This is a genomic window from Alistipes sp. i18-0019-D1, assembly GCF_042852885.1.
In the GTDB taxonomy this organism is placed as follows: Bacteria; Bacteroidota; Bacteroidia; order Bacteroidales; family Rikenellaceae; genus Alistipes.
This window is the reverse complement of the sequence record NZ_AP031424.1, coordinates 2,874,393-2,899,156: the sequence shown is the minus strand read 5'-3', so window position 1 is coordinate 2,899,156 and position 24,764 is coordinate 2,874,393. Positions and strand designations below refer to the sequence as shown.

23 protein-coding genes, 1 tRNA gene and 1 pseudogene are annotated in these 24,764 nt (G+C 48.6%); 13 read left to right on the top strand and 12 right to left on the bottom strand.

The annotated features are described in order from the left end of the window. Positions 1–176: 176 nt before the first annotated feature. Positions 177–851: a DUF421 domain-containing protein gene (locus ACGHP5_RS12125; RefSeq protein ID WP_390566991.1), complete on the top strand. Its 675-nt coding sequence runs from the start codon at positions 177–179 to the stop codon at positions 849–851. 56 nt (positions 852–907) lie between these two features. Here ACGHP5_RS12125 and ACGHP5_RS12120 read toward each other — a convergent pair whose 3' ends face one another. Beyond that, on the bottom strand, positions 908–1,585 hold the full coding sequence (locus ACGHP5_RS12120) for a nitroreductase family protein (protein ID WP_390566989.1): 678 nt from the start codon (positions 1,583–1,585) through the stop codon (positions 908–910). A gap of 89 nt (positions 1,586–1,674) precedes the next feature. Next, complete coding sequence (locus tag ACGHP5_RS12115; RefSeq protein WP_290533867.1) at positions 1,675–2,145, bottom strand: HRDC domain-containing protein; 471 nt, start codon at positions 2,143–2,145, stop codon at positions 1,675–1,677. Positions 2,146–2,347: 202 nt separating this feature from the next. Here ACGHP5_RS12115 and ACGHP5_RS12110 point away from each other — a divergent pair, with 202 nt between their 5' ends. Continuing rightward, positions 2,348–3,187, top strand: coding sequence for a 4Fe-4S binding protein (locus ACGHP5_RS12110; RefSeq protein ID WP_390566987.1), 840 nt, complete (start codon positions 2,348–2,350; stop codon positions 3,185–3,187). A gap of 2 nt (positions 3,188–3,189) precedes the next feature. After that, on the top strand, positions 3,190–3,627 hold the full coding sequence (locus tag ACGHP5_RS12105) for a GNAT family N-acetyltransferase (protein ID WP_390566985.1): 438 nt from the start codon (positions 3,190–3,192) through the stop codon (positions 3,625–3,627). A gap of 143 nt (positions 3,628–3,770) precedes the next feature. On the opposite strand, the gene ACGHP5_RS12100 is transcribed toward ACGHP5_RS12105, so the two are convergent. Then, entirely contained in the window at positions 3,771–4,205 is a 435-nt protein-coding gene (locus tag ACGHP5_RS12100; RefSeq protein WP_277089487.1) for an Hsp20/alpha crystallin family protein, read from the bottom strand. 216 nt (positions 4,206–4,421) lie between these two features. On the opposite strand from ACGHP5_RS12100, the gene ACGHP5_RS12095 reads away from it, so the two are divergent. Beyond that, positions 4,422–4,946, top strand: coding sequence for a GNAT family N-acetyltransferase (locus tag ACGHP5_RS12095; protein ID WP_390566982.1), 525 nt, complete (start codon positions 4,422–4,424; stop codon positions 4,944–4,946). Between the two features lie 62 nt (positions 4,947–5,008). On the opposite strand, the gene ACGHP5_RS12090 is transcribed toward ACGHP5_RS12095, so the two are convergent. The 5 genes from ACGHP5_RS12090 to ACGHP5_RS12070 all read right to left on the bottom strand — a co-directional run bounded on the left by ACGHP5_RS12090 (position 5,009) and on the right by ACGHP5_RS12070 (position 8,894). Beyond that, positions 5,009–5,239 (bottom strand): helix-turn-helix domain-containing protein, encoded by a 231-nt coding sequence (locus ACGHP5_RS12090; protein ID WP_290533863.1) that lies wholly within the window; start codon positions 5,237–5,239, stop codon positions 5,009–5,011. Between the two features lie 502 nt (positions 5,240–5,741). Beyond that, positions 5,742–5,814, bottom strand: a tRNA-Phe gene (locus tag ACGHP5_RS12085). Between the two features lie 271 nt (positions 5,815–6,085). Further along, positions 6,086–6,466, bottom strand: a complete 381-nt coding sequence (locus tag ACGHP5_RS12080; protein WP_337756033.1) for a hypothetical protein — start codon at positions 6,464–6,466, stop codon at positions 6,086–6,088. Between the two features lie 16 nt (positions 6,467–6,482). Continuing rightward, positions 6,483–7,760 (bottom strand): hypothetical protein, encoded by a 1,278-nt coding sequence (locus tag ACGHP5_RS12075; RefSeq protein WP_337756032.1) that lies wholly within the window; start codon positions 7,758–7,760, stop codon positions 6,483–6,485. 708 nt (positions 7,761–8,468) lie between these two features. Continuing rightward, positions 8,469–8,894: a lipocalin family protein gene (locus ACGHP5_RS12070; RefSeq protein WP_337756031.1), complete on the bottom strand. Its 426-nt coding sequence runs from the start codon at positions 8,892–8,894 to the stop codon at positions 8,469–8,471. 307 nt (positions 8,895–9,201) lie between these two features. Between ACGHP5_RS12070 and ACGHP5_RS12065 the strand changes: the two genes are divergently transcribed. The 9 genes and pseudogenes from ACGHP5_RS12065 (at position 9,202) to ACGHP5_RS12025 (ending at position 17,319) form a co-directional block, all read left to right on the top strand. Further along, positions 9,202–10,506, top strand: coding sequence for a site-specific integrase (locus ACGHP5_RS12065; protein WP_390566979.1), 1,305 nt, complete (start codon positions 9,202–9,204; stop codon positions 10,504–10,506). 22 nt (positions 10,507–10,528) lie between these two features. Then, positions 10,529–11,860, top strand: a complete 1,332-nt coding sequence (locus tag ACGHP5_RS12060) for a site-specific integrase (RefSeq protein ID WP_390566977.1) — start codon at positions 10,529–10,531, stop codon at positions 11,858–11,860. A gap of 17 nt (positions 11,861–11,877) precedes the next feature. Continuing rightward, positions 11,878–12,981, top strand: coding sequence for a DUF6043 family protein (locus ACGHP5_RS12055; RefSeq protein WP_390566975.1), 1,104 nt, complete (start codon positions 11,878–11,880; stop codon positions 12,979–12,981). Between the two features lie 363 nt (positions 12,982–13,344). Beyond that, positions 13,345–13,596, top strand: coding sequence for a helix-turn-helix domain-containing protein (locus ACGHP5_RS12050; protein WP_337756027.1), 252 nt, complete (start codon positions 13,345–13,347; stop codon positions 13,594–13,596). Further along, positions 13,593–14,315: a hypothetical protein gene (locus tag ACGHP5_RS12045; RefSeq protein WP_337756026.1), complete on the top strand. Its 723-nt coding sequence runs from the start codon at positions 13,593–13,595 to the stop codon at positions 14,313–14,315. The genes ACGHP5_RS12050 and ACGHP5_RS12045 overlap by 4 nt, the downstream gene beginning before the upstream one ends. Beyond that, on the top strand, positions 14,272–14,922 hold the full coding sequence (locus ACGHP5_RS12040; RefSeq protein ID WP_337756025.1) for a hypothetical protein: 651 nt from the start codon (positions 14,272–14,274) through the stop codon (positions 14,920–14,922). The genes ACGHP5_RS12045 and ACGHP5_RS12040 overlap by 44 nt, the downstream gene beginning before the upstream one ends. 151 nt (positions 14,923–15,073) lie before the next feature. Continuing rightward, complete coding sequence (locus ACGHP5_RS12035) at positions 15,074–15,445, top strand: plasmid mobilization protein (RefSeq protein WP_337756024.1); 372 nt, start codon at positions 15,074–15,076, stop codon at positions 15,443–15,445. 61 nt (positions 15,446–15,506) lie between these two features. Further along, a pseudogene (locus ACGHP5_RS12030) lies at positions 15,507–16,732 on the top strand (relaxase/mobilization nuclease domain-containing protein). Continuing rightward, positions 16,663–17,319: a hypothetical protein gene (locus ACGHP5_RS12025; RefSeq protein WP_337756021.1), complete on the top strand. Its 657-nt coding sequence runs from the start codon at positions 16,663–16,665 to the stop codon at positions 17,317–17,319. The pseudogene ACGHP5_RS12030 and the gene ACGHP5_RS12025 overlap by 70 nt, the downstream one beginning before the upstream one ends. Positions 17,320–17,380: 61 nt before the next feature. On the opposite strand, the gene ACGHP5_RS12020 is transcribed toward ACGHP5_RS12025, so the two are convergent. From ACGHP5_RS12020 to ACGHP5_RS12005, 4 genes are read right to left on the bottom strand one after another with little or no spacing between them, the layout of a single operon-like run. Further along, complete coding sequence (locus tag ACGHP5_RS12020; RefSeq protein ID WP_337756020.1) at positions 17,381–19,498, bottom strand: AIPR family protein; 2,118 nt, start codon at positions 19,496–19,498, stop codon at positions 17,381–17,383. An 11-nt stretch (positions 19,499–19,509) separates the two neighbouring features. Further along, complete coding sequence (locus ACGHP5_RS12015) at positions 19,510–20,439, bottom strand: PD-(D/E)XK motif protein (RefSeq protein WP_337756019.1); 930 nt, start codon at positions 20,437–20,439, stop codon at positions 19,510–19,512. After that, on the bottom strand, positions 20,420–23,266 hold the full coding sequence (locus tag ACGHP5_RS12010) for a Z1 domain-containing protein (RefSeq protein ID WP_390566971.1): 2,847 nt from the start codon (positions 23,264–23,266) through the stop codon (positions 20,420–20,422). Before ACGHP5_RS12010 ends, ACGHP5_RS12015 begins: the two co-directional genes overlap by 20 nt. Then, positions 23,247–24,758, bottom strand: coding sequence for an ATP-binding protein (locus tag ACGHP5_RS12005; protein WP_390566970.1), 1,512 nt, complete (start codon positions 24,756–24,758; stop codon positions 23,247–23,249). Before ACGHP5_RS12005 ends, ACGHP5_RS12010 begins: the two co-directional genes overlap by 20 nt. Positions 24,759–24,764: the final 6 nt, after the last annotated feature.

The window sequence follows — 24,764 nt, the reverse complement described above, 5'->3', positions numbered from 1 at the left end:
CTATATCATTCGCAATAATTCAAAATAACTTAAAAACAGACAGAAAAACCAAACGTTTCCGTTTTACTACTTATCCAAAAAGACCTAAATAACATTTCGGACATCCGGCGGAAGTCCCGGCAGCGGCCGTCATTCTTGCCCGGAATTTGCAGTCTTGACCGAAAAAGCCTTCGCCTATGTACCTTTTGATCGCCGTCAAGCTGCTGGCCGGCATGCTGGGCGTCATCTTCTTTCTGCGCGTCTCGGGCAAAACCCAGATGGCGCAGCTCACGCCGCTCGACTCGGTCAACGCCTTCGTACTGGGCGCCCTGGTCGGCGGCGTCATCTACAACCCCGAGACCTCGGTCTGGCAGCTGGTCTTCACGTTCGTCGTCTGGACTGCCGTGAACGTGGCCCTGCGCTACCTGATGCGTTTCCGCCGCATCCGCAAGGCGATCCGGGGCGACACGGTGATGCTCGTCCGCGACCGCAAGCTGGTGCTGCGCGAATTCCGCCGCAACGGGCTGGAGATGAAACAGTTCCGGACGATGCTGCGGGAAAACGGCATCTTCTCGATGTTCGACGTGGACGACGTGCGTTTCGAGACCAACGGACACATCACCGTCTCCCGCCGCAACGAGCCGCCCGAATCCTACCTGCTGGTCAACGGCGGCAAAGTCCTCTGCGACTCGCTCCGGCGCAGCGGCAAGACCGAACGCTGGCTCACACGCCACCTCCGGGAGGCGGGCTATCCCGACGCGGAAAAACTGTTCTGCGTCGAATGGACGCCCGGCAGGGGCTTCTACGTCGTTCCGATGGAGGAACGCGGACGGAATTCCGAATCCGGAGACGAGGCCCCCTCGGCCGACTGACGGCACGAAAAAAGGCGGCCCTTTCGCAGGGTCGCCCTTCTCACCGGCCGGGAGGCCTATTTGCCGACGGTCTGCGCCAGCGCCACAAAATAGCGCGCCGGGTCCAGCCCGAGGGCCGCCAGCAGTTCCGCCTCGGGGGCGCTGCCGCGCGTGATCGAGCGCAGGCCGTGCCCCGCCGTATAGAGGTTGACATTCTCGGCATAGCCCGCGGCATCCTGCCCGCAGAGGTAGCGGACGTGCTCCGCCGGGATGTTCCTGCCCTCGTATACCGTCCGGTCAGCCAGGTAAACCAGATTCAGCGGCGCGGTGAAGACAAAGTCCTGCATCCCGGCCAGCTTGCGGCGGTCGCCCTCCAGCACGCGCACCAGCTTATGCGCCCGGGCGTCGTAAGAATAGACGCCCTCGGCGAAAAACGCATAGACGCGCACCGGATAAAGCGCCAGCGCCGAAGGAGCCGTCAGACGGTCCGTGCCGGGGCGGTTGATGCCGGCGGCGGCCCACACCACGCCCGAAAGCTCTTCGAGCGTCAGCGGTGCGGCCGCATATTCGCGCCACGAGCGGCGGTTGGCCAGCGCCTCGTTCACACTCGTCCCGCCCACGGTGTCGGGTGCCACGAGGGCGATTTCCGGGCCGTGTTTCACTTCGGTCTTCGTCGCCGCGGCCTTTCGGGCCGACGGACTTCCGCAGCACGCCGTCATCAGCAGCGCCGCGCAGGCAATCAGTTTCGTTTTCATCTTTCCCAAAATTTAGTTGTATCGCCACGAATATATGAAAAAATTCCGATCCGCACCCGTTTTTCCGGCACGAACCCGCTTCCGGACATTCAGTCGAAATCCGCGTCGGCAGCCGAGCCGAGCACGGCGACGATCTCCTCGCCGTAGCGTTCGGCCCTGCGGGGACCGAACCCCGCGACCGAAAGCAGGTCGGCAGGCGAGGCGGCTCCGCTCCGGGCCACGTTGAGCAGGTCGCGGTTCGAGGCGACGACGAAGGGTTTGCAGCCCATTTCGGCCGCACGCCGGTCGCGCCACACGCGGAGCGCCTCGAAACGTTCGCACTCCCCGGACGTGAGTTCCGACCCCGCGGGAAGGTGCTCGCCGACCAGTGCGGCACGCATCGCGGATTCGTCGGCGGTCTCCTCGTTGAAAATGACAAGCAGCATCCATGCACTGCGGCTGCGCAGGCATCCGCAGTGCAGGCGCGGCACACGGACGGCCGAAAGAAATTCGTTCACCGTCCGCTCGTCGTGCTCCCGGAAAGCCGGGTCGACGCGGATTTCAAAAGTTTTGATCCTCATAATCTGTTATTTAAAGTTGCGGGGCAAATATAGGCCAAAGAGCCGTAATCTGCAACAAAAGGTCCGAGGCACGGGATTTTTGATTACCTTTGGGGTCGTAACGACCCTTTTACCAGTCGAGAGGTTATGCCAGACCGCACGCAATTCGGTTTTGCATCATCCGACTTTTTGAAACCTTTATCCAACGTCAACGCCCAACGCCATGAAACCCGAAACCGTCTGCACCGTCGTCTTCTCGCCGACGGGCACTTCGAGAAAAATCGCCGAGGCTGTAGCCCGGGGCATCGCCTCCGGCGCCGGGGCCGAAGCCCTGAAAACCATCGACCTGACACACGCTGCGGCACAGTCCGCCGTGCTGCCCGCCGGCGCCGTGGCGGTCATCGCCGCTCCCGTCTACGGGGGACATGTGGCCCCGACGGCCGCAAAGAGGCTGGAAACGCTCCGCGGCTCGGGAACGCCCGCCGTGGTGATCGCCGTCTACGGCAACCGGGCCTTCGAAAAGGCCGCCGCGGAGCTGGCCGCGCTGGCCGCCCGGCAGGGATTCGTCCCCGTGGCCGCCGCGGCATTCGTCGGCGAACACTCGTACAGCACCCCCGAAACCCCCGTCGCCGCGGGACGTCCCGACGCGCAGGATCTCGCCCGGGCCGCGGAGTTCGGCGCCGCGGTGCGCGAAAAGCTCGCGGCGGGAACGCCGGCCCCGGTCGACGCCGCGAAACTGAAGGACGTGCGCACGCCGCTCGTGCCGATGCTGCGCTTCATCCGTTTCGTCGCGGGCTACCGCCGCCGGCAGAAGAGAAACCCCGCCGTCTACCTGCCCGCGTGCGATGCCGACCGCTGCACCCATTGCGGCCGCTGCACCGCGGTCTGCCCGACACAGGCCATCGCACGGGGCGACGAGGTGCACACCGACCCTGCACGCTGTATCCGCTGCTGCGCCTGCGTCAAGGGATGTCCGGTCGGGGCACGGAGTTTCCACACCCCCTTCGCCGCAGCCCTCGCACGCAGTTTCACCCGGCGCAAACCACCCGTAACGCTTTTATAATCATGGCCGAACGCCTCGCATCTCCGACAGCGCATGAGCTGGACGCACTTACCGATCTGTGGGAGAAATCGGTACGCGCCACGCACGACTTTCTGGCCCCGGAGGACATCCCCTTTTTCCGCCGCATGGTGCGTGAAGAGGCGCTTCCGGCGGCGGAACTCCATGTCGTACGGGATTCCGAAAACCACTTCGCGGCCTTCGCGGGCGTCGAAGCCGACCGGCTCGAAATGCTGTTCGTCGCGCCTACCGCGCACGGAAAAGGGCTGGGACGCGAACTCGTGGAGCACGTCACAACCCATTGCGGGGTGCGGCGTGTGGACGTGAACGAGCAGAACACGCAGGCCGCAGGATTCTATGCCCGGATGGGCTTTCGCATCGTCTCGCGCGACGCCCTGGACCCTTCGGGACGCCCCTACCCCATTCTCCACCTCGAACGCTGACAAACGGCGGGCAGCCTTTCGGCCGCACGTTCCGTCATTCCGTATATCCGCCGACCGCCAGCGGACCGTCGTCCACCGCGGCCGGCACAAAAAAAGGAGAACCCGTTTCCGGATTCTCCCTCCCATCATAGAATGGCCGCAGGCTATCTGACCTCGATCTGGCGGGCTGCAACGGCGGCTTCCGTCTCCTTCTTCTTGGGAATTTCGATGGTCATCACACCGTTCTCGACCTTGGCCGCGATCTTCTCGCGCACGACGTTGTCGGGCAGCAGCAGGCTCTGCTGGAATTTCGTGTAGGAAAACTCGCGGCGCAGGTACGTGCCCTTCTTCTTGTCTTCCTCCTTCTGCTCGGCTTTCTTCTCCATCGTGACGATCAACTCGTTATCCTCGTTGATATGCACCTTGAAATCCTCCTTGGTCATACCCGGTGCGGCGACTTCCACCTTGTATTCGTTTTCGTCCTCGATGATGTTGACGGCCGGGGCCGTGGTGTTGTGGCGTTCGACAAGCCAGTCGTTGCCCAGAAAATCGTTGAAAATGCTCGGCAGCCAGTTCTGATTACGTCTTACAGGTACCATAGTTTTGTCCTCCTTGGTTTTATTTGGTTTAACATTTCGTTTCATCTCCGCGCCTCTTATGAAGCGCTTTCATATCCGATACGGTCAAATCCTATGCCAGTTCGGAGAAACTGAAAAAATGTCACGAATTGTCACAAATACGGCACAAAATTGCCGAAAAGCCAGAAAAAATGTCCTGACAGTGTGGCGTCTTAAATATTTTCCTATTTTTGCAGCATGGACAACGAATTGATTTTCCGGCAGGCACAGTCCTGCGAAACGGACCGCATCATGCAGATCATCCGCCAGGCACAGGCCCGGATGCACGCGGCAGGCAGCCGCCAGTGGCAGGACGGCTATCCCGCCCCGGGGCATATTTCGGCGGACATCGGCCGCAGCCGTGGATATGTATTGTGCAAACCCGGCGTGGAGGGGCCGCTCGCGGTGATCGCCTACGGCGCGGTGGTGTTCGACGGCGAACCGGTCTATGATGCCATCGACGGGCAATGGCTCACCGACGGACCGTACGTGCTGGTGCACCGCATAGCGGTCGCCGACGGGGAACGGGGCCGCGGCGTGGCGGCAGAGTTCCTGCACCGTGTGGAGGCGCTCGCGTCGGAACGCGGCGTCAAGGCCTTCCGCATCGACACCAACTTCGACAACCGGACCATGCTGCGGTTGCTCGAACGCACGGGATTCAGCTATTGCGGGAAAGTCGTCTACCGAAGCGGAGAACGGCTGGCTTATGAAAAACGGCTCTGAACACACCGATACGAAAAAACAGAACCCGAGGCTCCACTCCCCGGGTTCTTTCATTTCACTGTTCAGCGCGTCACTATTTTCTTGAAGAAATCCTCCAGAGGAACATTGTAATAATCACACAAATCAGCCAGCGTCGTCAGTGAAATGCTATGCCTTCCGCTTTCGATCCGACCAATGTTCAGGTCGGTGTCGAACCGGACATTTTCTTGAGTAAGGCCTCTCTCCCGGCGGACCGTTTTCAGCCGATCCACGACTTGTTCCACCAAAATATCATTACGCCGCTGCCGTTTCATAATGCAAATTTCCGCAATTATGCACTCAATTTTTACTACACACTTGTAGCACAGCGACTAAAACGACACCTTCAAACGTGTAGTCGCCGGAAGCATTATGAATACAAATCGGTTTAAACCACTTTTCAGACGTTTTAGAACATACAAAAATAAATAATTTGTTGCATAAAGCAACGGAAACAACCGGAACGGCAGCGAAAAGGCCGATGCCGGGGACTTTTCGTTTCAATCTTCATCGGTCGGATTCCGGTGTGTACCCGCCTTCCGGATATAGAGCTATATGCGCGGCAAAGCCCATTTCGCGGCCCGATCCGTCCACCGGGAATCGTCTGCCGGAGACCAGGAAACACCGTGAACCGATGATCCGCAGCGTCTTTCGGGGCGGTCAACCGACCCGTCATGCCAAACTTATAAAAGATTTGAAATACTCCCGCAGAATGACGGTGAGCGCCGATAAGAAAAGAAAAACGACCTGCATTTCTGCAAGTCGCTGATCTTTAAGTGGTACCACCAGGAATCGAACCGGGGACACAAGGATTTTCAGTCCTTTGCTCTACCAACTGAGCTATGGCACCATCCTGTTGAGTTATAAAACTCGTTTACAAATGATTACGAAACTCGATCTTTTTCTCTGACACCCGACCTTTTCAGTTCGGTTTACAACGTGGTTTACACAGTCGTTTTTGCAAAGAACGATACCTATTTCGGTTTCATTGCGAGTGCAAAGGTAAGCAAATTTCTCAAACTTGCAAAAGTTTCCTCGAAAATTTACAACTTTTCTGCCCTCAAACAATCATACAACCGCGATTAGAACCGCTTTCTATCCAACATCAACCTTTTCGCAAGTCATTTCAAAACCATCCAGAACCGTTCGGGCAAGTAGATATTCTTCACCTCTCTTGCCTGTTCAAACAGCGGGGCAATCTCGGATGGACTAAACCCTGCTATCCCGCAACCGATTTCCGTCACCAAGAATTTCAGTTGTGGATGTTGCTTTGCAAACTCGATAAACTCGTCCACATAGGGCTGGATTGTTTCCACTCCACCCTGCATGGTCGGTATGGCATAGCTCTGCCCCTGCAATCCGACACCCTGTCCCCAGACAGCCCTGAATTTCTGATATGCCAACCGTGCAGCACCCCCACCGTGCATACCTGCGAGGTTGCTACCGAACACGAAGATTTCGTTAGATTGGAGTACCTCAATATAATTAGGCGATATTTGCATTATATACTGGTAATCTTTATTTTATATATTTCCTAATCTGTCTTAAACTCTGTTGTATTAATTGTGTATTTTCAATTAATCTCTTCCGTATTCGAATCTGCGTTCTAACATCATTGATTGTATTAATCAACTGATTTACCCCATCTTCATTTTGTAATAATTGCTTCTTTGCCTCTAATTCCAACCTTGTTAATTCCAGTTTTTCAAGTTCCGATTTACATTTTGGAATCCGTAATATTATATCTGGTAAATATTTTTCAATTCGAATCTTTAATTGTTCATTACATTTTTGGATTCTATAAATAAATTGTCCCACAGAGATATGATTTTGTTCAAATTTCCGTAAACTATTCATAAATTTTAATGAACTTGAGATCCGCTCTGCTCTAATTGCAAATAAGTTAATCTCATCATCAGAAGAAATATCCAAAATATAAAAATCATTATGAGCTACCCATTTTTCAAATTGTTCTACCATTTGTTCACATGGTGAAACAATATATCTATCAATAAAAGTTTGCTCGTTAATAGAAGCTAGATTTACAGCATCAACTATATAATTAACAGCAGCCTCCCAACCCCATGGTTCGGGATTATCCAGATCTGGCATTAATGGAAATGATTTGCTGAAATTCATTAATATAGTAATCCTAGTATGCCAAAATAAAACAAGATCATGGCAAGGCAGAATCTGTAACCCTTTATACATTATAACGAGTCCCAAATAACTAGATCGGCCATATGCAAAATTTGTTTTTAAAATGATTTTAATGGAATTACTAATTTTATACTCAGAAGTACTGAATCCTTTGCGACAATGGGTTACAAATTTAGTATTTGCATCTTGCAAACACTGTTTTATAGTAATATCTCTTCTATATGCTATGATGTGTTGAAATACCAATTTAAATAACTTATATTTTATATCTTTATCAGTTGATTCTAAATTAGATAAATCTGCACCTGCGATACCCCATTTTTGTTTTTCGCCAAAAGCGTTATACTCAAAATCACATAATCCACCAAAAGCTGTTGATAAACTATTATACCTAGCATCTCCATTAAAGGATTCATATGCTAGTTTTAATTCTACGCGGGAATTGATATAATCAAGCATATTTTTTACGCTTTTACGGCAGTCTGTGCATATTGCATATAACTCAGCCCGCTCTTTATCCAATTCTGTACCACAAGTAATTATAGTTTTTTCAAAACAATGCGATTGTAAATTTTCCTTTATTGCCAATATATAATGACGATTTAAAAAACGAGGGTATTTATTTGCTACGTCCATATATTTAAAGTTTTAGATTCTATCAAATTTCATAAAATTTTGACAGAATCCCAAATCTGCAAATAAAAAATCCCCGACCGCATGGCCGAGGATTATCTTTATATGAACTGCTTTAAATACTTTTCATTAAACCCAACTAACGGGAATTTGAAATCTTTCTGTGTTCCGTCCGTTGCTGTATATGTAAAGCTAACAGCGTCACTCTTGTTGTGAACGGCAAACAAGTTTACGCTCTCTGCGGAATTTGAAAACTCAATAACGTTAGGCATGATTAGCGTTATATCTCCGTGTATATCGTCTAACGGACAAGACATTGAAACTATCGGCTTCCCTCGTCGTTGGAATGTCATTTTTACGGGTTTCTGCTGGTCGATGTCCAATGCAAAGAAATAGTAAAAGGTAAACGGGACGGTTTCATCTTCTTTTCTCCCAACAAATAGGCAAACTCCGTCATAATCATTATAGGCTACGGATTTGGCAATATAGGATATTTGCAAATCATCCTGTTTCTGTTTGCCGATTTTTCATTCTGTTTTTGGTGTTTTATTCATTTTAGCTAAAATTTATATTGTTAATTATATGTTTGATTATGATATAAATATACGAAAAAATTATGAGATATGCAAGTAAAAAAAGAAAGGACAAACTTGTGCAGAGGGTCTATAAGTTAACCCTTTGACACAAGTCTGTCCTTAGTTATGCAGAAGTCTATTTTACTCTTTTGTAAGTCGTGGTTTCGACATATTCTGCATCTAAATTATTCTCATATAAAACAAGTTTTGCCGAGGATAGCTCTTTGATTTCAAAGGTCTGCGTATCGCCCGATGCGGTTATTGTCAGCGTCTTTCCCGAAATAGAGTAGGTAATAGGTGTTGATTCTTCGGGAGTGGCGGAGTTTGTATATGTGGCATAATACGTTCCCTTGCCATCTTCATTGAAAATGTACCCCGTGTAGTAGCCATCATCGGGGAATGTCTTGTCGAAATCATACTGTTCTCCTGCCTCAATTTCGTAACCGACAGAACGGGTTAATTGCCACTCTCCGACAATGGACGCATCATCCTTGTCATCGGAGCAAGCCGAGAAAGAAACTGCCGCAAACATAGCGGCCACAATAAGAAACAACTTTTTCATAATTGAATAAGTTTAGGTTGTCGCTCCAGCACCACCGCGACAGTTAATTTTTTTGATTTAGATAAACAGAAAGAGTGGAACTGCAATATCTGATATTTGAGAAGTTAGATAAGTCCGAAAATGAAAAAAGAGCTAAACAAGTGTAAATATAATCTCTAATATTCAATACTTTATGTGGTATCAGATTCGGGAATGACTTTTTAATTTGTTTTAATTTGTCTTAATTCGTTGCAAGTTTCCTCGGGATATATGGGAACATATCCGGGAATTTATTTACCTTTGTCATGTAATCAAAAAGGCATAGCAAATGAAAATTTCCGTTTATCTGAAAAAATGTTCCGCGACCACTTCAAACATCTGCTTCCGGGTACGGGAGAAGAACGTGGACATCAAAGTGGTTTCCCCCATTGCGGTCCATGACAAGTATTGGGATGCCGATACCATATGTTACAGGCGAACGACTGCCGTGACGGCCATTGAACAGAAGCGGGTACCCGAACAGATCGCCGCCATCATCGAGAGAGCTGAAAAGACCTTCTCGGAGAAGGCTGACGGCAAATGGATGAAACAGGTCATCGAGGATGTCCTGCATCCCGCGCGAGCTTTCGAGCGTGATCACCCGAACCTGCTCCACCGCATCCACGAGTACCTGGAAAAATATGACGGCGCGGAAAGAACCAAGGAACACATCGTCCGCTTCGAGCGAACGATGACCAGGTATCACGAGTACCGGCGTGAATTATTGGGCGATACTGACTTCACGCTCTTCGTTGAAACTGTCACCCTGGGGCAGATGAACGACTTCAGGGAGTACGTCACCAACGAGTACCTGCTCCGCCAGGAGTATCCTGACTTTTATACTCCCCGTATGCTCATCAACCACAAGCCCAAACCTCTATCCAACACGACCGTCATCAATATCATGAACCTTTTCTGCACGTTCCTGCACTGGTGCAAGAGAATGAAGTATTCCGACAACGAAGTCTATGTTGTTTATGGCTGCAAGGAGCCGACCTACGGCGACCCGTTCTACCTCACATCGGAAGAGAGGAATGTCCTGTACGACGCGGACCTGAGCGACAGCCCGAAACTGGTTGTCATCCGGGACATATTTGTATTCCACTGCTATGTCGGCTGTCGTGTCGGTGATCTCTACAGGTTGACCAAGGAGAACATCAAGGACGGTTTTCTGGAGTATATGCCTCAAAAGACCAAGAAGTGTCAGGCGAAAACCGTCAGGGTCCCATTGCATGAAAAGGCGGTCAGAATACTGGAACGCTATGATGCGGATGCAAATGCGGATAAATTACTTCCGTTCAAGCCCATACACACCTATAATCTTGGCATACGGGAACTGCTGAAACATTGCGGCATAGACCGTATGGTGACAATCCTTGATACGCACGGCTACAATACCGTGCAAAGACCCTTGTATGAAGTGGCCAGTAGCCATACGGCACGGAAGACCTTTGTAGGCAACCTCTATAAACAAGTCCCCGACCCTAACCTGATAGCCTCCATGTCGGGACACGTGGAGGGAAGCAGAGCGTTCAGGCGTTATCGTACCATTGACGACGACATGAAGCGCAAGCTGGTAGAAATGATAAATTAGGAAACTCAAAAAAGATACATATATGAAAGTGACGGCATTCATCAGAAAGACATCTGCCAAGAACAACGTGACGGATCTGGCGCGTGTCTATTTCCGTGTCCGTGACATTGGCGGTGTGGACATCAAGGCTGCAAGCGAACTTTCCATCAACCCCAACCACTGGAGCGCGGAGAAACAGGGGTACAAGCCCCGTGTGGCCCTGGTATCGGAAGAGAAGCGGATGAACTTCGACAGGGACATCCAGCAAATAACCCACCTTATCACCAAAGAGTACCACCGTGGCGTGGACGGCAACTGGCTGAAAGGGCTGATAGAGGAATACCACCACCCCAACATCAACGCAAGAGGCGGCAACAAGGCCGAAGAATACCTGTTGTCATACCAGATTCAGAAATATATCGACGAGACTCCGCTTGCCCATGACAGCATGAAACATCATCAGGACAATTTCAACAAGGTGCTGCGCTACGAGCGTTTCCGGCACGAGGTCATGCACCAGCGCGGATTCCACCTCTGCATCAACTCCATTACAGCAGACGATATAAGGGATTTCAAGTTCTGGATGCAGGAAGAACACAGGTATGTGGACATGTACCCGGTATTCTATCAGAACGAACTGCGCCGCAATGTCGAGCAGAAACGTTCAGAAAACAGCATGTCAGGCAGTCTTTACCGCATCCGCACCGTCATCAAGTGGTGCATCAAACGCGGACTGACAAGGAACAATCCGTTTGACCAGTACCAGATAACCCAGCCCATGTATGGCGACCCGTTCTATCTCACCCTTGAAGAGCGGGACAAGGTGTATTATGCCGACTTGAGCGGAATGGGTGCCACCTATCCGGTCTACCGTGACATATTCATGTTCCAGTGTCTTATCGGTTGCCGTGTCAGCGATCTGAACAAGCTTACCAAGGCGAACATCGTTGGCGGCTGTGTGGAATACATCCCACAGAAGACCAGGCTGGAACATGCCACTACGGTACGTGTCCCGCTTAACCAGAAGGCACTGGATATACTGGAGCGGTACAAGGACCTGGAAGAAGCGCTGCTCCCGAGATTCTCGCATTTCGGCTACAACAAGAAAATAAAGGAGATTCTCAAACACGTGGGAATCGACCGTATGGTCAGGGTGCTCGACCCGAAGACGCGCGAGGATGTGGCAAGACCATTGTACGAGGTGGCCACTACCCACACGGCGAGGAAGACTTTCATCGGGAACCTGTACAAGCAGGTCAAGGACCCGAACCTGATTGCCTCCATGTCCGGGCACTCTGAGGGTAGCCGCGCTTTCGCCCGATACCGCAAGATTGATGACGAGATGAAGAAAGAGCTGGTCAGTCTGCTGGACTAACACGAACTGCATGGCTTATGGAGATGAAAGCTAAATACGAGCGTTTTGAGGATTTCAAGGCGGATATCTGGAAATGGAAGACCGATAACAGGGAAAAGTACAATCGCTTTGCTCAAATGATGAGCGGCTGCGACGAGCGTGGCTTCTTCCTCTTTTACCGGGCTGTGGCGAAGCAGATGCCGCAGCTGGTCAAGCAGTGGGAGCTGACCTACAACGACGACACCTGCCCCGACAAGTTCGCCGAGATTTATATGCTGTTCAAGGAGCAGAATCTACCGCAGGAGATTGTCGGGCAGTACGGGCGAGAACGAAGCACCGCTTATACAGCCACACCTTCGCTGTGGCAACGCATCAGGATGTTTTTCGGCTGGCGGTCGGAGCCGCGCATCCGTGTTTCCGCGCCGTTGGTGTTGAGCTGGCTGTTCTTCGGTCGGAGTTTCGAGACGATGGTGTTGATGCTCGAAAAGCAGGCAAAGCGTCCCAAAGCGGGTATGCTGGATATTCAGACCTGCGGCTATGTCTCGAAGCTGGTCGTCCAAACCAGTATCAAAGGCCATTACCGCAGTTGTAAGGACTGGGAGCGGTTCTTTGCCGAGCAGAACGCCGTCCGAAGCGGCAAACTCGGTGAGTGGGCGTTTAAGGAGGTTAAAGATACGGGGGGCGTAAACACGCAATCTGAACAACCGATACCTCAATTTGACAATGATACACCTGCCACTGGCGGCAGACCTAAGGCGAAAGACTTGCCGTTATCCTCTTATATCAACGGTGAGAACAAAGATGCCGTTATCGGGGTGCTGCGCAAATTCCTTATCAGTCAGCATACCGCCAACGGGCAGGCACTTTCCTACTATGCGTTGCAACAACTCGAACTGCTGACAGTGACGTCCGACAAAGAGTTCAGCGTCGGCGTGGTCAAGGAGTTCGGCGATATGCCGACCCTCAAAAGCGAGAGCGCCATACGGCAGGCGATAAGCCAGCTGCGGCGAGAACAGTACATTACCGTCAACCAGAAGATGCGCAGCGGCCGCCTGCTCGACAGTGACGAATATACCCCAGTTTTAAGGCGGCTGAAAGCTGAGATAAAAGCGGTACAATATTCCATCGTCCTCTCAAATTAGCTGATGTTTCTAAGCTGACCGTAACCAGTTCATCCGTTTATTAACCCGAAACAGGGCAAATTAGCATTGTCACATTTGTCATTTTCGTTACGACAAATATGACAATCCATTTTATTTCAACTTTTTATAACGGGCAGATAGTTTTGCACCGTCAATCCTTTCCTGAGGGTCGGCGGTGCTTCTCTTTTATAAGCCATCGGAAGCGGGGCATCAGGGAATATGCAGATGGTCATTGTAAATTCCTAAACAAACGATTTTATGATTACCATAGAAAGTCTGGTCGAGCAGGGTGCGAACGTGAAACTGGAAGTCACTCCCTCAGACCTTAAAATGTTTGCGGAATCCATCGTACAACGAACCATTATGGCGCGACAGGAAGAACGGAATGCTGTCCGCCGCGAGGACGACGAAACCTATTACAATACGAAGCAGGTGCGCGAGATGTTCAACGTATGCGACACCACGCTCAACCTATGGGCAAAGCGTAGTTACCTCGTTCCCGTCAAGTTCGGCAACAAGAACATGTACACCAAGACAGATATCGACCGTATCCGCACGGGTAACCATCAGGAGACTGTTTCCGCCTATTGTCGCAAAAAGAAATTGCTGCCATGAATCTGTACGAACTCTCGAACCGCTTCTGGCAGGAAAACGAGTACGAGCCGTTCTCCACATCGGACATCGCACTGTACTTCTATCTACTGCACAGGGCGAACTACCGCCGCTGGCAGATGCCTGTGCGATGCCCGACGGCTATGATATGCTTTCATCTGAAGACCTCCCGACAGAATATCGTCAAGGCGCGGGAATCGCTCAGGCAGCGCGGCTTCATCACGTTTACGCCGGGCAAAGGCAAGGATATGCCTTCCCTTTACACGATTACTTTGTCGGCACTGCTGACGGATGAATTGACGGGTCAGTTGTCGGAGCCGATGACGGATGAATTGACACACGGGTTGTCGGATAAGACGTCTGTATATAAAGATAAAGAGATAGATAAAAATTTTTATAGTAATAAAGCCGATGAGAAAATCGGATTGGATGAAATGGAACGACGGTTTCTGAACGATACCGAATGGCAGCAGTCTTTGCTTCCCCTTATATCGGACAATGACAAATCGAAGATTGGCGAGTATATCCACGAGTTCTTTCAAACGCTCAAAGCGCGGGGATTCGAGAAAAGGGAAGAGAGAGATTGTAGAAACCACCTTTATAATTGGCTGAGAAAACAGAAAACGAATAGCAATGGAGTTGATAAACAACCGTACAACGATAGACGTCGGAGAGCTGATGTCCCGACTGTTTCGCCGGAAGATTACGAGGGTGCGTTTTAGGCTGCCGATGAATGTTGCGCAGGCGAGCAATGCCCTGCTGGCTGCCGTTCAGGCGGAAGTCGCATACAGGCGGCGAACCTTTTCCATGACCAATGCACTGTCCGAACAAATCGGTCGCATGGCGGCGTGGCTTACGGGCGACTCTTCCAAGTTCGCGGCGGTCTTGTGCGGCGGCTGCGGGAATGGTAAAACGACCTTCGTGAAAGCATTCCAGAACCTGCTCTGTTATCTGAACATTCCCGTCCCGGACGGACATGGCAAAGTCTGGGGACTGCGTCTCTGCGATGCCCGAGAGATTGCCTATATCGTGCGAACCGACTATCCGGCGTTTCTCACACTGGCGCGGACTCCGATGCTTGCCATAGATGATGTAGGTATCGAACCGCTGGAAGTGATGGAGTATGGCAATGTGATAAGTCCTGTTGTAGAACTTCTGACGAAGCGCTACGACGAGCAACTGTTTACGCTTATGACCACCAATCTCACACCCGACGGCATCCGCAAGCGTTACGGCGACCGAATCGCTGACCGGCTCAATGAGATGGCAGTAGTCATACCATTCAAAAATTCCTCTTACAGAACCGACAGTGCTTCGCTTGCGGAGTAGCCAAAACAATCACTTGTGGTGTTTTGCAAGAAATACCTATGTCGTACAAAATGGCGCTGCCATTCCGCACTTCCAATGGATTCTTGCCATGCTCGCAGGCTCGCATGGGCTGACTATTATACAATAATTTTTAATACTCATTGAACTTGATATGAACGAAGAAGAACAGGAGAAAAGCGGTACAACCCGCAGCCGCCGCATCGAAGCGCGGGTAACTGATGCAGAGCTGGACCGCATCATCGCACTGGCACAGCAGTGCGGGCTGACATTGAGCGGCTACGTCCGCCGGTGTGCCCTCAGCCAACGACCCAAATGCCGATTGTCGGAGCGAGGAATTGAAGCCCTGTGCAGCCTAACCGACGCGCGGGCGGAACTAATTCATATCCGCAATGCACTCAAAGGACGCACCCAACAGGAGAGGCAGCGATACTTCGGAAATCCCCGCTTTATGGAGCAGTGGATTATGGCTGTGAACCGCCTTGTCGAGCAGTGGGACAATATCATCCGTAACATCAGCCAATAGCCCTTATGGAGCAACCGAGAGAACTTGCATTAACCAATCAATACGAAAACCATTATACACTATGATAGCCAAAGCGGCAGTTATATCACATGGCGCAAATGCCGTCCGTTACGCCACTGAAAAGGATAAAGCGGAAATCATCAAGTTGAACCTCCTGCCTTACGATATTCCCCTCGAAAGCATCTGGCAGCGAATGGTCATTCATCAGAAAAAGTTCGAGGCGAAATTGAGCCGTCATCGCCCATTGCAGAACAATGCCATACGCATTGAGGTCTCCCCTGCCCGGAACGAATCGGAGGGGTGGACGCACGCCGGCTGGGAACGGCTGGCGAATGACTTCGTGCAGGAGTTCGACAGGATCAATATGTCCAGTCGTGCTGGCCGCGAAAGTGCGGCACGGACGAACCTCGGAGACAGTCAGTATGTAGTGGCACTCCACCGAGACAGCCGCTCGGGAATCGCCCATCTGCACATTGTCGCCAACCGCGTCGATATGGAGGGCAGGGTGAACGATGCCCATTTCATCTACGAACGGGCGATGGAGACGGCGCGGCGCATCAACATACAGCGCGGCTGGCTCACCGCCGAGGAGCGCAGCGAGCAGAACAGGCAGCAAATAGCCGACAACTGTCTCGATGTCCTGCGGCAGATGTCCAAATTCGACTGGGAGGAGTATGTGCAACTGCTCGGTCGCAAAGGCTATGTCGTAGACCTGAAGCGAGACTCGAAGGATATTGTGCGCGGCTACACTGTCGGCAAAGGCAACTCGGTTCGGGACGCAACTTGACGTCCTCAAAGATAGAACAGACTTGGCGCGATCTGCATCCGACAAAACAGACTGCGGAGGTAAAAGCATCCGGAATTTCGGAGGCACAGTCGGCGCAAAAAACGGCTGCACAACAGACAAGCCAATCGGCAGCCGATGTGGTAGCACAACCGACCGTTCAGCCCGATCCCATTGTACATTACGACATTGAGGTTGCGGACAAGCATTATCTGGTCGATATTCCGAAGGAGGCATATCACATCCTCGCCAATGCCATATCACTTGCCGATGCCGAGGAGTTCGCAGCCGGCATATTAGAGATGCAGAAGACCGCCGTGCTACTCTTTGCAGGATACGTTGACGCAGCAACCGTGATGTCCGAATCGCACGGAGGTGGCGGCAGCGCACTTTCATCCGGATGGGGACGCGACAAAGACGAGGACGAACGCGAATGGGTACGCCGCTGCGCCCGCATGGCAATGGAAATGCACCGTCCGCAAAGACGCGGCTGGCGAAGATAACACGACATTCCGTTAAACCTTTTTATGATTGGACTATGGCAATACGACAAACAAAGACTTCGGGCATCGACAATTTGATGCAGGAGATTGACACGCAGGCCGCCAAACAGCACGAGGCAGTTATTACCGTGGAGCATATCGAAGAATTGAAGCAACTTAATGATACTTTGCAGGAGAGTATCATTCAACTCAAAGACGCAAAAGCCGGCATGGATGATGCGCGGGAGGTTTGTGAGAATATATACAAACGTCTTTGGGGAATTATCGATACCATTCAAGCTGCTCTGCTGCGAGCCGAGAACACTCACATCAAAGCCCATATCGACGAAAACGAGTTGCAGAAACTTTCGTTGTTTTCTGACGAATTTCTCAAAGCAGAGGAACAATTGCTCACCCGGCATCTGGAAAAGCAGAAAGAACTTTGGCTCACCTCTCTCTCCGAACAACGCCGCAACCTCGAATCCAACGAAGGCATCTGGCTCTCGAAAAAAGCATTCCACACACTGCTGTGGTTCTTCCTCCTGCCGCTCTGCTATACCATCATCTCGATTGGCTACTATTTGTCAGTGCTTTGGGAAAAGGGATAGTCAACTTGTCCTATGCTTGTCCTTGTTCTACATTATACTCCATAAACAGCCACTGATAAGGTTATGGCATAATATATCCCTTATCTTCTGCCTTCTCAACAATCTTGACAAGGCGTTTGCATTGTGCGGCAGACGGCAGAGAATTTCGCTTGATATACTCTGCGATACCGCCTATAAATGCGACATCTCCATATGGCAGTATATTCTCCTTTGATAGCTCATTGTACACCTTAGTCCAATAATCAGCTCCCAATTTAAATATTTCTACAGAGACATCTATATTTTGGCTGAATTTTCTTTCTTTTTTAGCAGCAACCTCCTCCTGCTTCATCTCATTCTTTGAAACTAAGGCAGACATAAACTCGTCCGACAAGGACAACTGCAAACTTTTACACTTATTCCAGGTATCAGCACGACGCGCCATACTCCGAACCAATCCGCCTTGAGCCTCCTCTTCAAAGAAATTATGAATACTATGCGCCAGTTTCATTAACTCCTTCTCAAGAGCCGGGTACATTTCCTGCTTCTGCCAGATGAGTTTCCAATCCAAATCCATATCTTTTGGAATCATCGTCATCATCTTAGCAATTGTATATGGGATAATCTGTGCTTTATTGCCTCCTGTTGGATACCACTCAGCTTTGTTTATGCGACGATCCAAAGAGTCAAAAATGATCACAGAGCAAACACATTTCGAGAAATAGACCTCATTGATACTCTCTTTTGAGGTTTCATACAGGTTGTCAATTGTTTTGGCAAAACGCGAGAAGTTAATCGCCGAACTTTGGCAGACTTCATGCGGATTCATTGCAAACGCATTAAGACATTTAGCCAGTTTTTCTTTTTTGATGACCTGATTTTTAGGATGCTTCTCACAGAATTTCGCACGTGCGGCAGGGCTGAGCTGCATCTGCTCCTGCTCCCATTTGCCTCTTGAACGCTCATAGAACCAAATTGTCTGATAGGGATTTCCGTTTACCGGCGGAGCCATCTTCTTTCTCGACAACTGCTCCATTAAGACATGGAACGGATGATTTGAGAAAAAGTCTGCTTCAGACACAGCATTCTGACTGTTAGCACATTGAGATATCGTTTTTGTGATACTGTTATATCGTTCAATATCTTCTTCTGACATATCATCATCGACATTAAGTACAGTCAGCTTCATCGGCACAAACAAGTTGTCCATTCCGCCCGCCTTAACCTCCTTCTTAATCTTCGCATTAGCCAGTGATGCTGTGGTTTGGCCTCCGTTAATTATCTGCGGGTCTTTCAGATATACTATTTTAGTCCTGTCCTCAGAAAAACCGATGGAGCGGGCAACAACAGCAATACCGTTGTTGTATGTAAAGAAATTTTCAGGATTCTTTATAATTGTTTCTCGTATTCCCTTATTGACTTTGCCTCTCACACTCAAAAAGGCGCGAATATTTCCCTGAAGAAGTTTGCTGCCATATTTGCAGTAAATTCTCGCCAGAAAATCTCCCGGCACAATGCCAAGATAGGCGTCGTAGTTTGCCCCTTCGCCAATATCTGCTTTAAGATACTGTATTCCGTCACAATCAAAATCCTTTGTGGCAATCTCAATGATTTCGCTGGAGTTGGATGCGTATGTCTGATGAAAACGCTCGATTGTCCACACATTCAATTCGACAGGGCGGTCAAGGAATTCTTCGCGGCTGACATTTTTAACCTGCTTGCTGAGAAGTGCATTGGAAAGGATAATAAACTTAAAGCGGGATATTTCGGTGGTCAGCATACTTTTGCCTATCTTCGCCTTAATCTCCTTTGCAACATTAATGGCTTGGTCTGAATCATCGCAATATGCAGAAATATCACCCTCAACACTCTCTTCGATAAAATTCCTCATGTGCAGGAATAATTCATCAATGCGAGTGTTGGTTAAAGTGGGGATATTATCAATCTCATTGACAAAATCACTGGCTATCATAACCAGAGCTTCGTCCGCTTCGTCATAGGCATAGGCGTCAAAAGACATTATCCGCCCTCTGCGCCCCTTCATTTCAATGGACATAGGCATAGGGTCAGAGACATCGCCAATCTCCTCCAAAAGTTCCAGCGCTGTGCTGATAAACTGTGCTTCGGGCTCCGAACCTTCGTGTTCGGCTTCAAAGCGAAGCCGCTCCATAAATTGTGTTCTAAATTCGCCTACATCCATTGCTACTTGTTTTATGATTGTTTATACTTGTCTATATTTGAAAGTATGAGTTCATACTGAACCTTTACAATTGGCAGAGCGATGCTGCTGCGCGAAATGCGCGGGAACCCTTCTGATACAACATACTTGGCAAATGAACTTTGAGAATACACAAAGTTGTCGTAGTCGCTTGACCAGTCAAAACCGTATGACATCAACTTTCCGGCAAACATCTCTTTATAGAAATCATTGCTTACCAATGTCATAATCTCATTAGCAAGAGAACTGAGCTTAACACCGTCATAGCCGGGGCTCATTTTTTCCAGTTTGTATACAGCCAAGTATCCGGTTGCGTCACTGTCCAGCTGCTCAATCGATGATATGTGCACCGAATCTTTTCCGGCGCTGACAGCTTTCACTTCATACCATACATTATCTACGGAGAAATCTTTGTTGGTTTTTTCCGACCCCATCCAACTGTCTATTGCCTTATCTGTCCCATAGGCAGGTATCATTTCGTTTTTCAAGAAAAGCATTTCTCCAATCAAGCCCATAATTTCCGGCTCGGTCATATCTCCATGATTGGGCTTGAACAAACGCTTCCACGAAGCATACCTGTTGCAGATAGCGCGATATCCTTCTGCCTGATTGGCTATTCCGTCAACAGAAGACAAAAGATCCTGACAAAATGTGCAGAAACGCTCAAGCAATTCCTCCTTTTCAAGCAAAAACAGCAGCGAATACGAACTATCCTCCTCATATTGTTCGACAGATATTATTTCGGAGCCGAATATTCGTATCGGAACATACTGCCCCTTAAACTTGAAAGCATACCGGCCTTTGTCATCTTTGCCAACATAGGTGTTTAATTCCGGGACTGCTCCAACCCTTTTGAAGAATCCCTGTTCAAATCCTTCTGAAAAGATTCCGTATATGTCCTGACTATTGTACAGCTTCATCATATTCAACATCTTCTGACTCATCCTGCATAAACTGCTGATAGTATATTTTGTTCGCCTTGTAATGCTTTACATTCTTAACATCTTTCACTCCCGGAAAACCTATGGCAAAAGCAACCATTTTATCTTCGCCCAATGCTTCACGGTATTCAGACAGTTTTCTTTTTTCATCTTTCCCCTCAACTTTCACTGGCTCGATAAGCATAATTATCAACAGAGGCTTTCGGTCTGCCAAATGTTCAAAGTATGCTTTATTCGGAATTTCCCGATTTTCATTTTTACCTTCTTTCCGCCACTGTTCTTTGCATTTATCCTTTACAATATTCAACTGTCCTTCAGATAGTCCATAAGTGCCTTCCTGAGTGCTCAGCAATTTGCGTCTCGAACTGACAGCGATAGCATTATTCTCGATATGAACAGTACGCGCCGCACATTTTACTGATTCAATATGTGATACCCCATAACATTTATTGGAGTCACCACTCTGGAACACAATATCCCATTTCTCCAGCCCAACAGTATTCGAGTCAGTTATAAAGTCTAAAATGTATTCCGTGTTGAAATTCGGGTTAACCTTCGAACTTTTAATATTTTTCACAAAAGCAGTTATGACTTCTTTAGGCACATCTCTTACAATCAGAGAAGTATTGTTTTTGAATTTATTAAATGCATAATTTCTTTTATACAGCTCCTCAACCAGCCAATTCACCTGCTTCAAGTTTATTTTATTGTGATCCGCATTCAAACTGATATACGGTGTCTCGTATATATTGCCATAAAATGATTCCTGAATGTCCAGAGTGTACGCCTGCCTCATTTTGTTGCTTGCCGTAATTTGCAGTTCTTGGCAATTGTCGCGCACTTTGATTCCAAAATCCTTCGGTGTCAGCCGCTGTGCAAACATCTCTTTCAGCTCTTCCTTCAAATCTTCTGACGCCATTGATATTTCGTCATACCAGCTTGCACTCTCCTCACTTGTCCATATTTGGAAAATATCCTCATACCCTTTTCTATAACCGAACCATCGCCCCATCTGCATCAAGACGTCAAAAGTAGCTGTATTGCGATAGAAATAACTCGTCAGCAGCCCCTCCAAAGTCAAGCCTCGAGACAATGCCATACCGCCAACGGCAATAACACGCAATGACGGGTTCTCTTTGTAATCGAGCCTCCCGCTTGATTTCAATCCATTTACAACAACTACTTTTATATGCTCAACTGCTTTGAAAAGGTTCTCTTTTTTTACCGCTCTCTCAAATGAAACATCGGAGACGAAACTGTAATGCCTGTCCCACAACCGTTTCAATTCTTTATATAGGGGCAAGTCTGTATTTTTATAAGAGTCGCCGCTGAAATCTTTTTCAACTATACTCTTAAATTCATTGTAAATACGTTCTACCTCCTTCTTAATTACATTTTGCACCTTTACGAATCGAGACATGTTTACCAGCATGCTTCTTGGCGCTGAACTTTGTCCGCGCAAATCCCGAATTGCATTTGCCAAGAAGAAGCAGTAAACAGCCTCTTTCAGCGAATCCGGAAGGATGCCGCTCCATTCTTTCTGATGCCTGTAATAGAATGTGCCTGCATTCAACTCATCAATATGTGTGCGAGCCCAATCGCGCCAGCATTCATCTCCATAATCCGGTTCATCAATATCGATGATTGGTCTTATGTTGCGGTAATATTTGGAACTGGCATTGAATATCTGCTTTGCTCCAATGTATGATGAGGGCGTTGGCAGCGTATATATAAAATGCTCCGGGAACAAATCCGCATTTTGCATTTCATCAACCGAATCCGGATCAATGAATACATTTGCGAATGGTGTTGCCGTAAAACCAACATATGATGCAGTTTTGAACAAATTGCAAATCTTCCTTATAATGGCATTGGTCTTAGTCGGGTTCGTCTCATCCCTGCTTGTATTGACAGATGCATTATCCGCCTCATCGTCTATAAGCAACAGAGGCGCATTCACGCACTCTTCCAAATGGTCATAATTGCTATTCTTTAACCAGTTATACAACTTTGTAAGAACAGACACATTCTTCTTAACGACAAACAGGACAACAGAGCGCTGCGCTTCAAGCGATACGAAGATACTATCCTTTTGTCCTACAAAATCCGATGATTGAGTCGTATATGATGATGCAAGCAGTTGCTTGTCATATTTGCCCACACCTACGCGTTTGGGCTTCTCTATCTTCGTTATATCATCTCTTTTAATTTCAAGACCGACGATCCCCTGATCTATTCGCTCCTGAGTTTGCTGGCGGAGATTCTCTGTTATTCCTGCAAGTAGGATTACAACTTTATAACCCGCATCAACGGCTTTGCAAATCAAGCCTGAATATGTTGCAGTTTTCCCTGACTGGACATCTCCGATAACCAGACCGCGAACAAGACGCCTGCCTTCATGCTCCTCTTTTGGGTTGCAAAGGCAGTTCATAATTGCAGGAAGCGTTGTTTTGTCCAGCAGATCAATACTTTTTTCATCCAACGACGACTCTTCTCTCAAATATCTGCTGTAAAGCCTCCAAAAATGCTCATCTTCGATTTCTGCATGCCCGTACCAATTGTGCGGGTCATCATAATCATCGAATATACAATTGCCCTTAGTGTGTTTTATCGACTCTTCAGTTTCGATGGCGCGAAACACTTCTGCCCTGTCCTCGGCGGTCAGAACGATTGGAATAAATTCAAGACCCTTATCTATGTAGGAGTCAATATCTTCGTATCTTATGGTTTTCCCGGTTCGCTTATCAGCTCCGATACGGCGTTCGATGACCATAATAAGATCATTAAACTCATCGTTGGATATCTTCATTGGCATAATAGTTTATCAACATTTCTTTCATTTGCGGATGAAAGCACCACGGCTCTGCCGTCGTAATCGCATCAACAGCGTCATTGAACTCTTTGCCGTATTTCATCATTTTGTCAATCAGCGTAATTCCCAACTGAAAGTCATCTTCAAAATATTGCGCTTTATCTTCTGCAACAATAGCATCATTGCATCGGTCTACATATATATCCTGCACCGGGATACCCTTTTCTATCTCGGACAACAGTGTTTCTACAACATCTGCCGCGTCGTCTGGAATGTGCTCCATTACATATTTGCAGAGCGGACTGTTTCGATTAATCTGATAGTAGTAGGCATCGTTTCTGCCGCGAATTCTATCCCAAATGTGGCTTATATTATCTTCCGAATTATCCTTGCGGCCGCGATGAGTTTGCTTTCTAACAGAAATATCCATTGCCTCCTCCACAGTCTTTTTAAGTTGATTCTGAATAGACTTAGGTATTGAAGCATTCTGTTTCTTAATATCAATGCCCCAAATATCATCCAATGAATTTGGGATATCCACCCGTATTCTGGCATTCTTTGTCAATTCGCTGCGTTTAAGACCGAACCATGTCCCATAAATAATAAGTCTCTGATTTCTGTAGATATAAAATCCTTGTCTTGTCCTCAGATTTTCAGCACCGCCTAAAAGTTTTTTATCTTTCTCTGTTAAATCAGAACCAAATGGGAGCACAAACGGACGAACCTTAATCAGCCGTTCTACACCCTGACTGTCCCGCAGCGCAATAGTCCGCTCCTTCTTTGTCGTAGTTTTAGCATTCCCTTCAAGAAATGGGTCCTGCGCCTTTACTTTTGCATTGTTAATCCAGATAACAAGTTTCTTTGCGGAAATATAGCGGTGAAAGATAAGAGCGACATGCTCCTGCACCTTATCGCTTAATTCACGAAGAGTGCTGAAAACTTGTCCATGGCTGGATTTCTCCAATACATCAAAGTCTTCCCATATCACGAGGGTTCCGCTGCCATTAGATTTCCCTGTCTCACGCAGATTCTCTATATACGGCAGATTGGATATTTCATCCGCCGACAGTTCGTTAACAAACCACTTTTTGTGTTCAAGTATGTAATTATAATCCCACGAATATGCACAAATTTCTCCGTCCTGCATACTCACAACGGTCAATATGCGGCATTGTGATAATGAAGCAGCTTTAAGTCCCAAGCCAAATCTTCCTAAATCATTCTCCGAACGAACTGCCTCTGTCGCAGAACTGCCGTAGCACATCGCCTCGAAAAGTTCTTCACGAGACAATCCGCAGCCGTCATCAAGAATACCTACCGCTTGTTTCTGGAACGCATCGGTGGGGAAAAGCAGTGAAACATATGAGCACCCGGCACTAATGCTGTTATCAATAATATCAGCGACAGCTGACTCAAAGGAATAGCCCATTGAGCGCATCGACCCCATTAGCATATCAGCTTTGGGAATATTCTCTTTATAGGTGCCCATACAAGC

What these genes read in the sequence shown, in the direction of transcription:
- ACGHP5_RS12125 (WP_390566991.1), top strand. Translation starts at nt 177, where the DNA reads ATGTACCTTTTGATCGCCGTCAAGCTGCTGGCCGGCATGCTGGGCGTC.
- ACGHP5_RS12120 (WP_390566989.1), bottom strand. Translation starts at nt 1,585, where the DNA reads ATGAAAACGAAACTGATTGCCTGCGCGGCGCTGCTGATGACGGCGTGC.
- ACGHP5_RS12115 (WP_290533867.1), bottom strand. Translation starts at nt 2,145, where the DNA reads ATGAGGATCAAAACTTTTGAAATCCGCGTCGACCCGGCTTTCCGGGAG.
- ACGHP5_RS12110 (WP_390566987.1), top strand. Translation starts at nt 2,348, where the DNA reads ATGAAACCCGAAACCGTCTGCACCGTCGTCTTCTCGCCGACGGGCACT.
- ACGHP5_RS12105 (WP_390566985.1), top strand. Translation starts at nt 3,190, where the DNA reads ATGGCCGAACGCCTCGCATCTCCGACAGCGCATGAGCTGGACGCACTT.
- ACGHP5_RS12100 (WP_277089487.1), bottom strand. Translation starts at nt 4,205, where the DNA reads ATGGTACCTGTAAGACGTAATCAGAACTGGCTGCCGAGCATTTTCAAC.
- ACGHP5_RS12095 (WP_390566982.1), top strand. Translation starts at nt 4,422, where the DNA reads ATGGACAACGAATTGATTTTCCGGCAGGCACAGTCCTGCGAAACGGAC.
- ACGHP5_RS12090 (WP_290533863.1), bottom strand. Translation starts at nt 5,239, where the DNA reads ATGAAACGGCAGCGGCGTAATGATATTTTGGTGGAACAAGTCGTGGAT.
- ACGHP5_RS12080 (WP_337756033.1), bottom strand. Translation starts at nt 6,466, where the DNA reads ATGCAAATATCGCCTAATTATATTGAGGTACTCCAATCTAACGAAATC.
- ACGHP5_RS12075 (WP_337756032.1), bottom strand. Translation starts at nt 7,760, where the DNA reads ATGGACGTAGCAAATAAATACCCTCGTTTTTTAAATCGTCATTATATA.
- ACGHP5_RS12070 (WP_337756031.1), bottom strand. Translation starts at nt 8,894, where the DNA reads ATGAAAAAGTTGTTTCTTATTGTGGCCGCTATGTTTGCGGCAGTTTCT.
- ACGHP5_RS12065 (WP_390566979.1), top strand. Translation starts at nt 9,202, where the DNA reads ATGAAAATTTCCGTTTATCTGAAAAAATGTTCCGCGACCACTTCAAAC.
- ACGHP5_RS12060 (WP_390566977.1), top strand. Translation starts at nt 10,529, where the DNA reads ATGAAAGTGACGGCATTCATCAGAAAGACATCTGCCAAGAACAACGTG.
- ACGHP5_RS12055 (WP_390566975.1), top strand. Translation starts at nt 11,878, where the DNA reads ATGGAGATGAAAGCTAAATACGAGCGTTTTGAGGATTTCAAGGCGGAT.
- ACGHP5_RS12050 (WP_337756027.1), top strand. Translation starts at nt 13,345, where the DNA reads ATGGCGCGACAGGAAGAACGGAATGCTGTCCGCCGCGAGGACGACGAA.
- ACGHP5_RS12045 (WP_337756026.1), top strand. Translation starts at nt 13,593, where the DNA reads ATGAATCTGTACGAACTCTCGAACCGCTTCTGGCAGGAAAACGAGTAC.
- ACGHP5_RS12040 (WP_337756025.1), top strand. Translation starts at nt 14,272, where the DNA reads ATGTCCCGACTGTTTCGCCGGAAGATTACGAGGGTGCGTTTTAGGCTG.
- ACGHP5_RS12035 (WP_337756024.1), top strand. Translation starts at nt 15,074, where the DNA reads ATGAACGAAGAAGAACAGGAGAAAAGCGGTACAACCCGCAGCCGCCGC.
- ACGHP5_RS12025 (WP_337756021.1), top strand. Translation starts at nt 16,663, where the DNA reads ATGGGTACGCCGCTGCGCCCGCATGGCAATGGAAATGCACCGTCCGCA.
- ACGHP5_RS12020 (WP_337756020.1), bottom strand. Translation starts at nt 19,498, where the DNA reads ATGGATGTAGGCGAATTTAGAACACAATTTATGGAGCGGCTTCGCTTT.
- ACGHP5_RS12015 (WP_337756019.1), bottom strand. Translation starts at nt 20,439, where the DNA reads ATGATGAAGCTGTACAATAGTCAGGACATATACGGAATCTTTTCAGAA.
- ACGHP5_RS12010 (WP_390566971.1), bottom strand. Translation starts at nt 23,266, where the DNA reads ATGAAGATATCCAACGATGAGTTTAATGATCTTATTATGGTCATCGAA.
- ACGHP5_RS12005 (WP_390566970.1), bottom strand. Translation starts at nt 24,758, where the DNA reads ATGGGCACCTATAAAGAGAATATTCCCAAAGCTGATATGCTAATGGGG.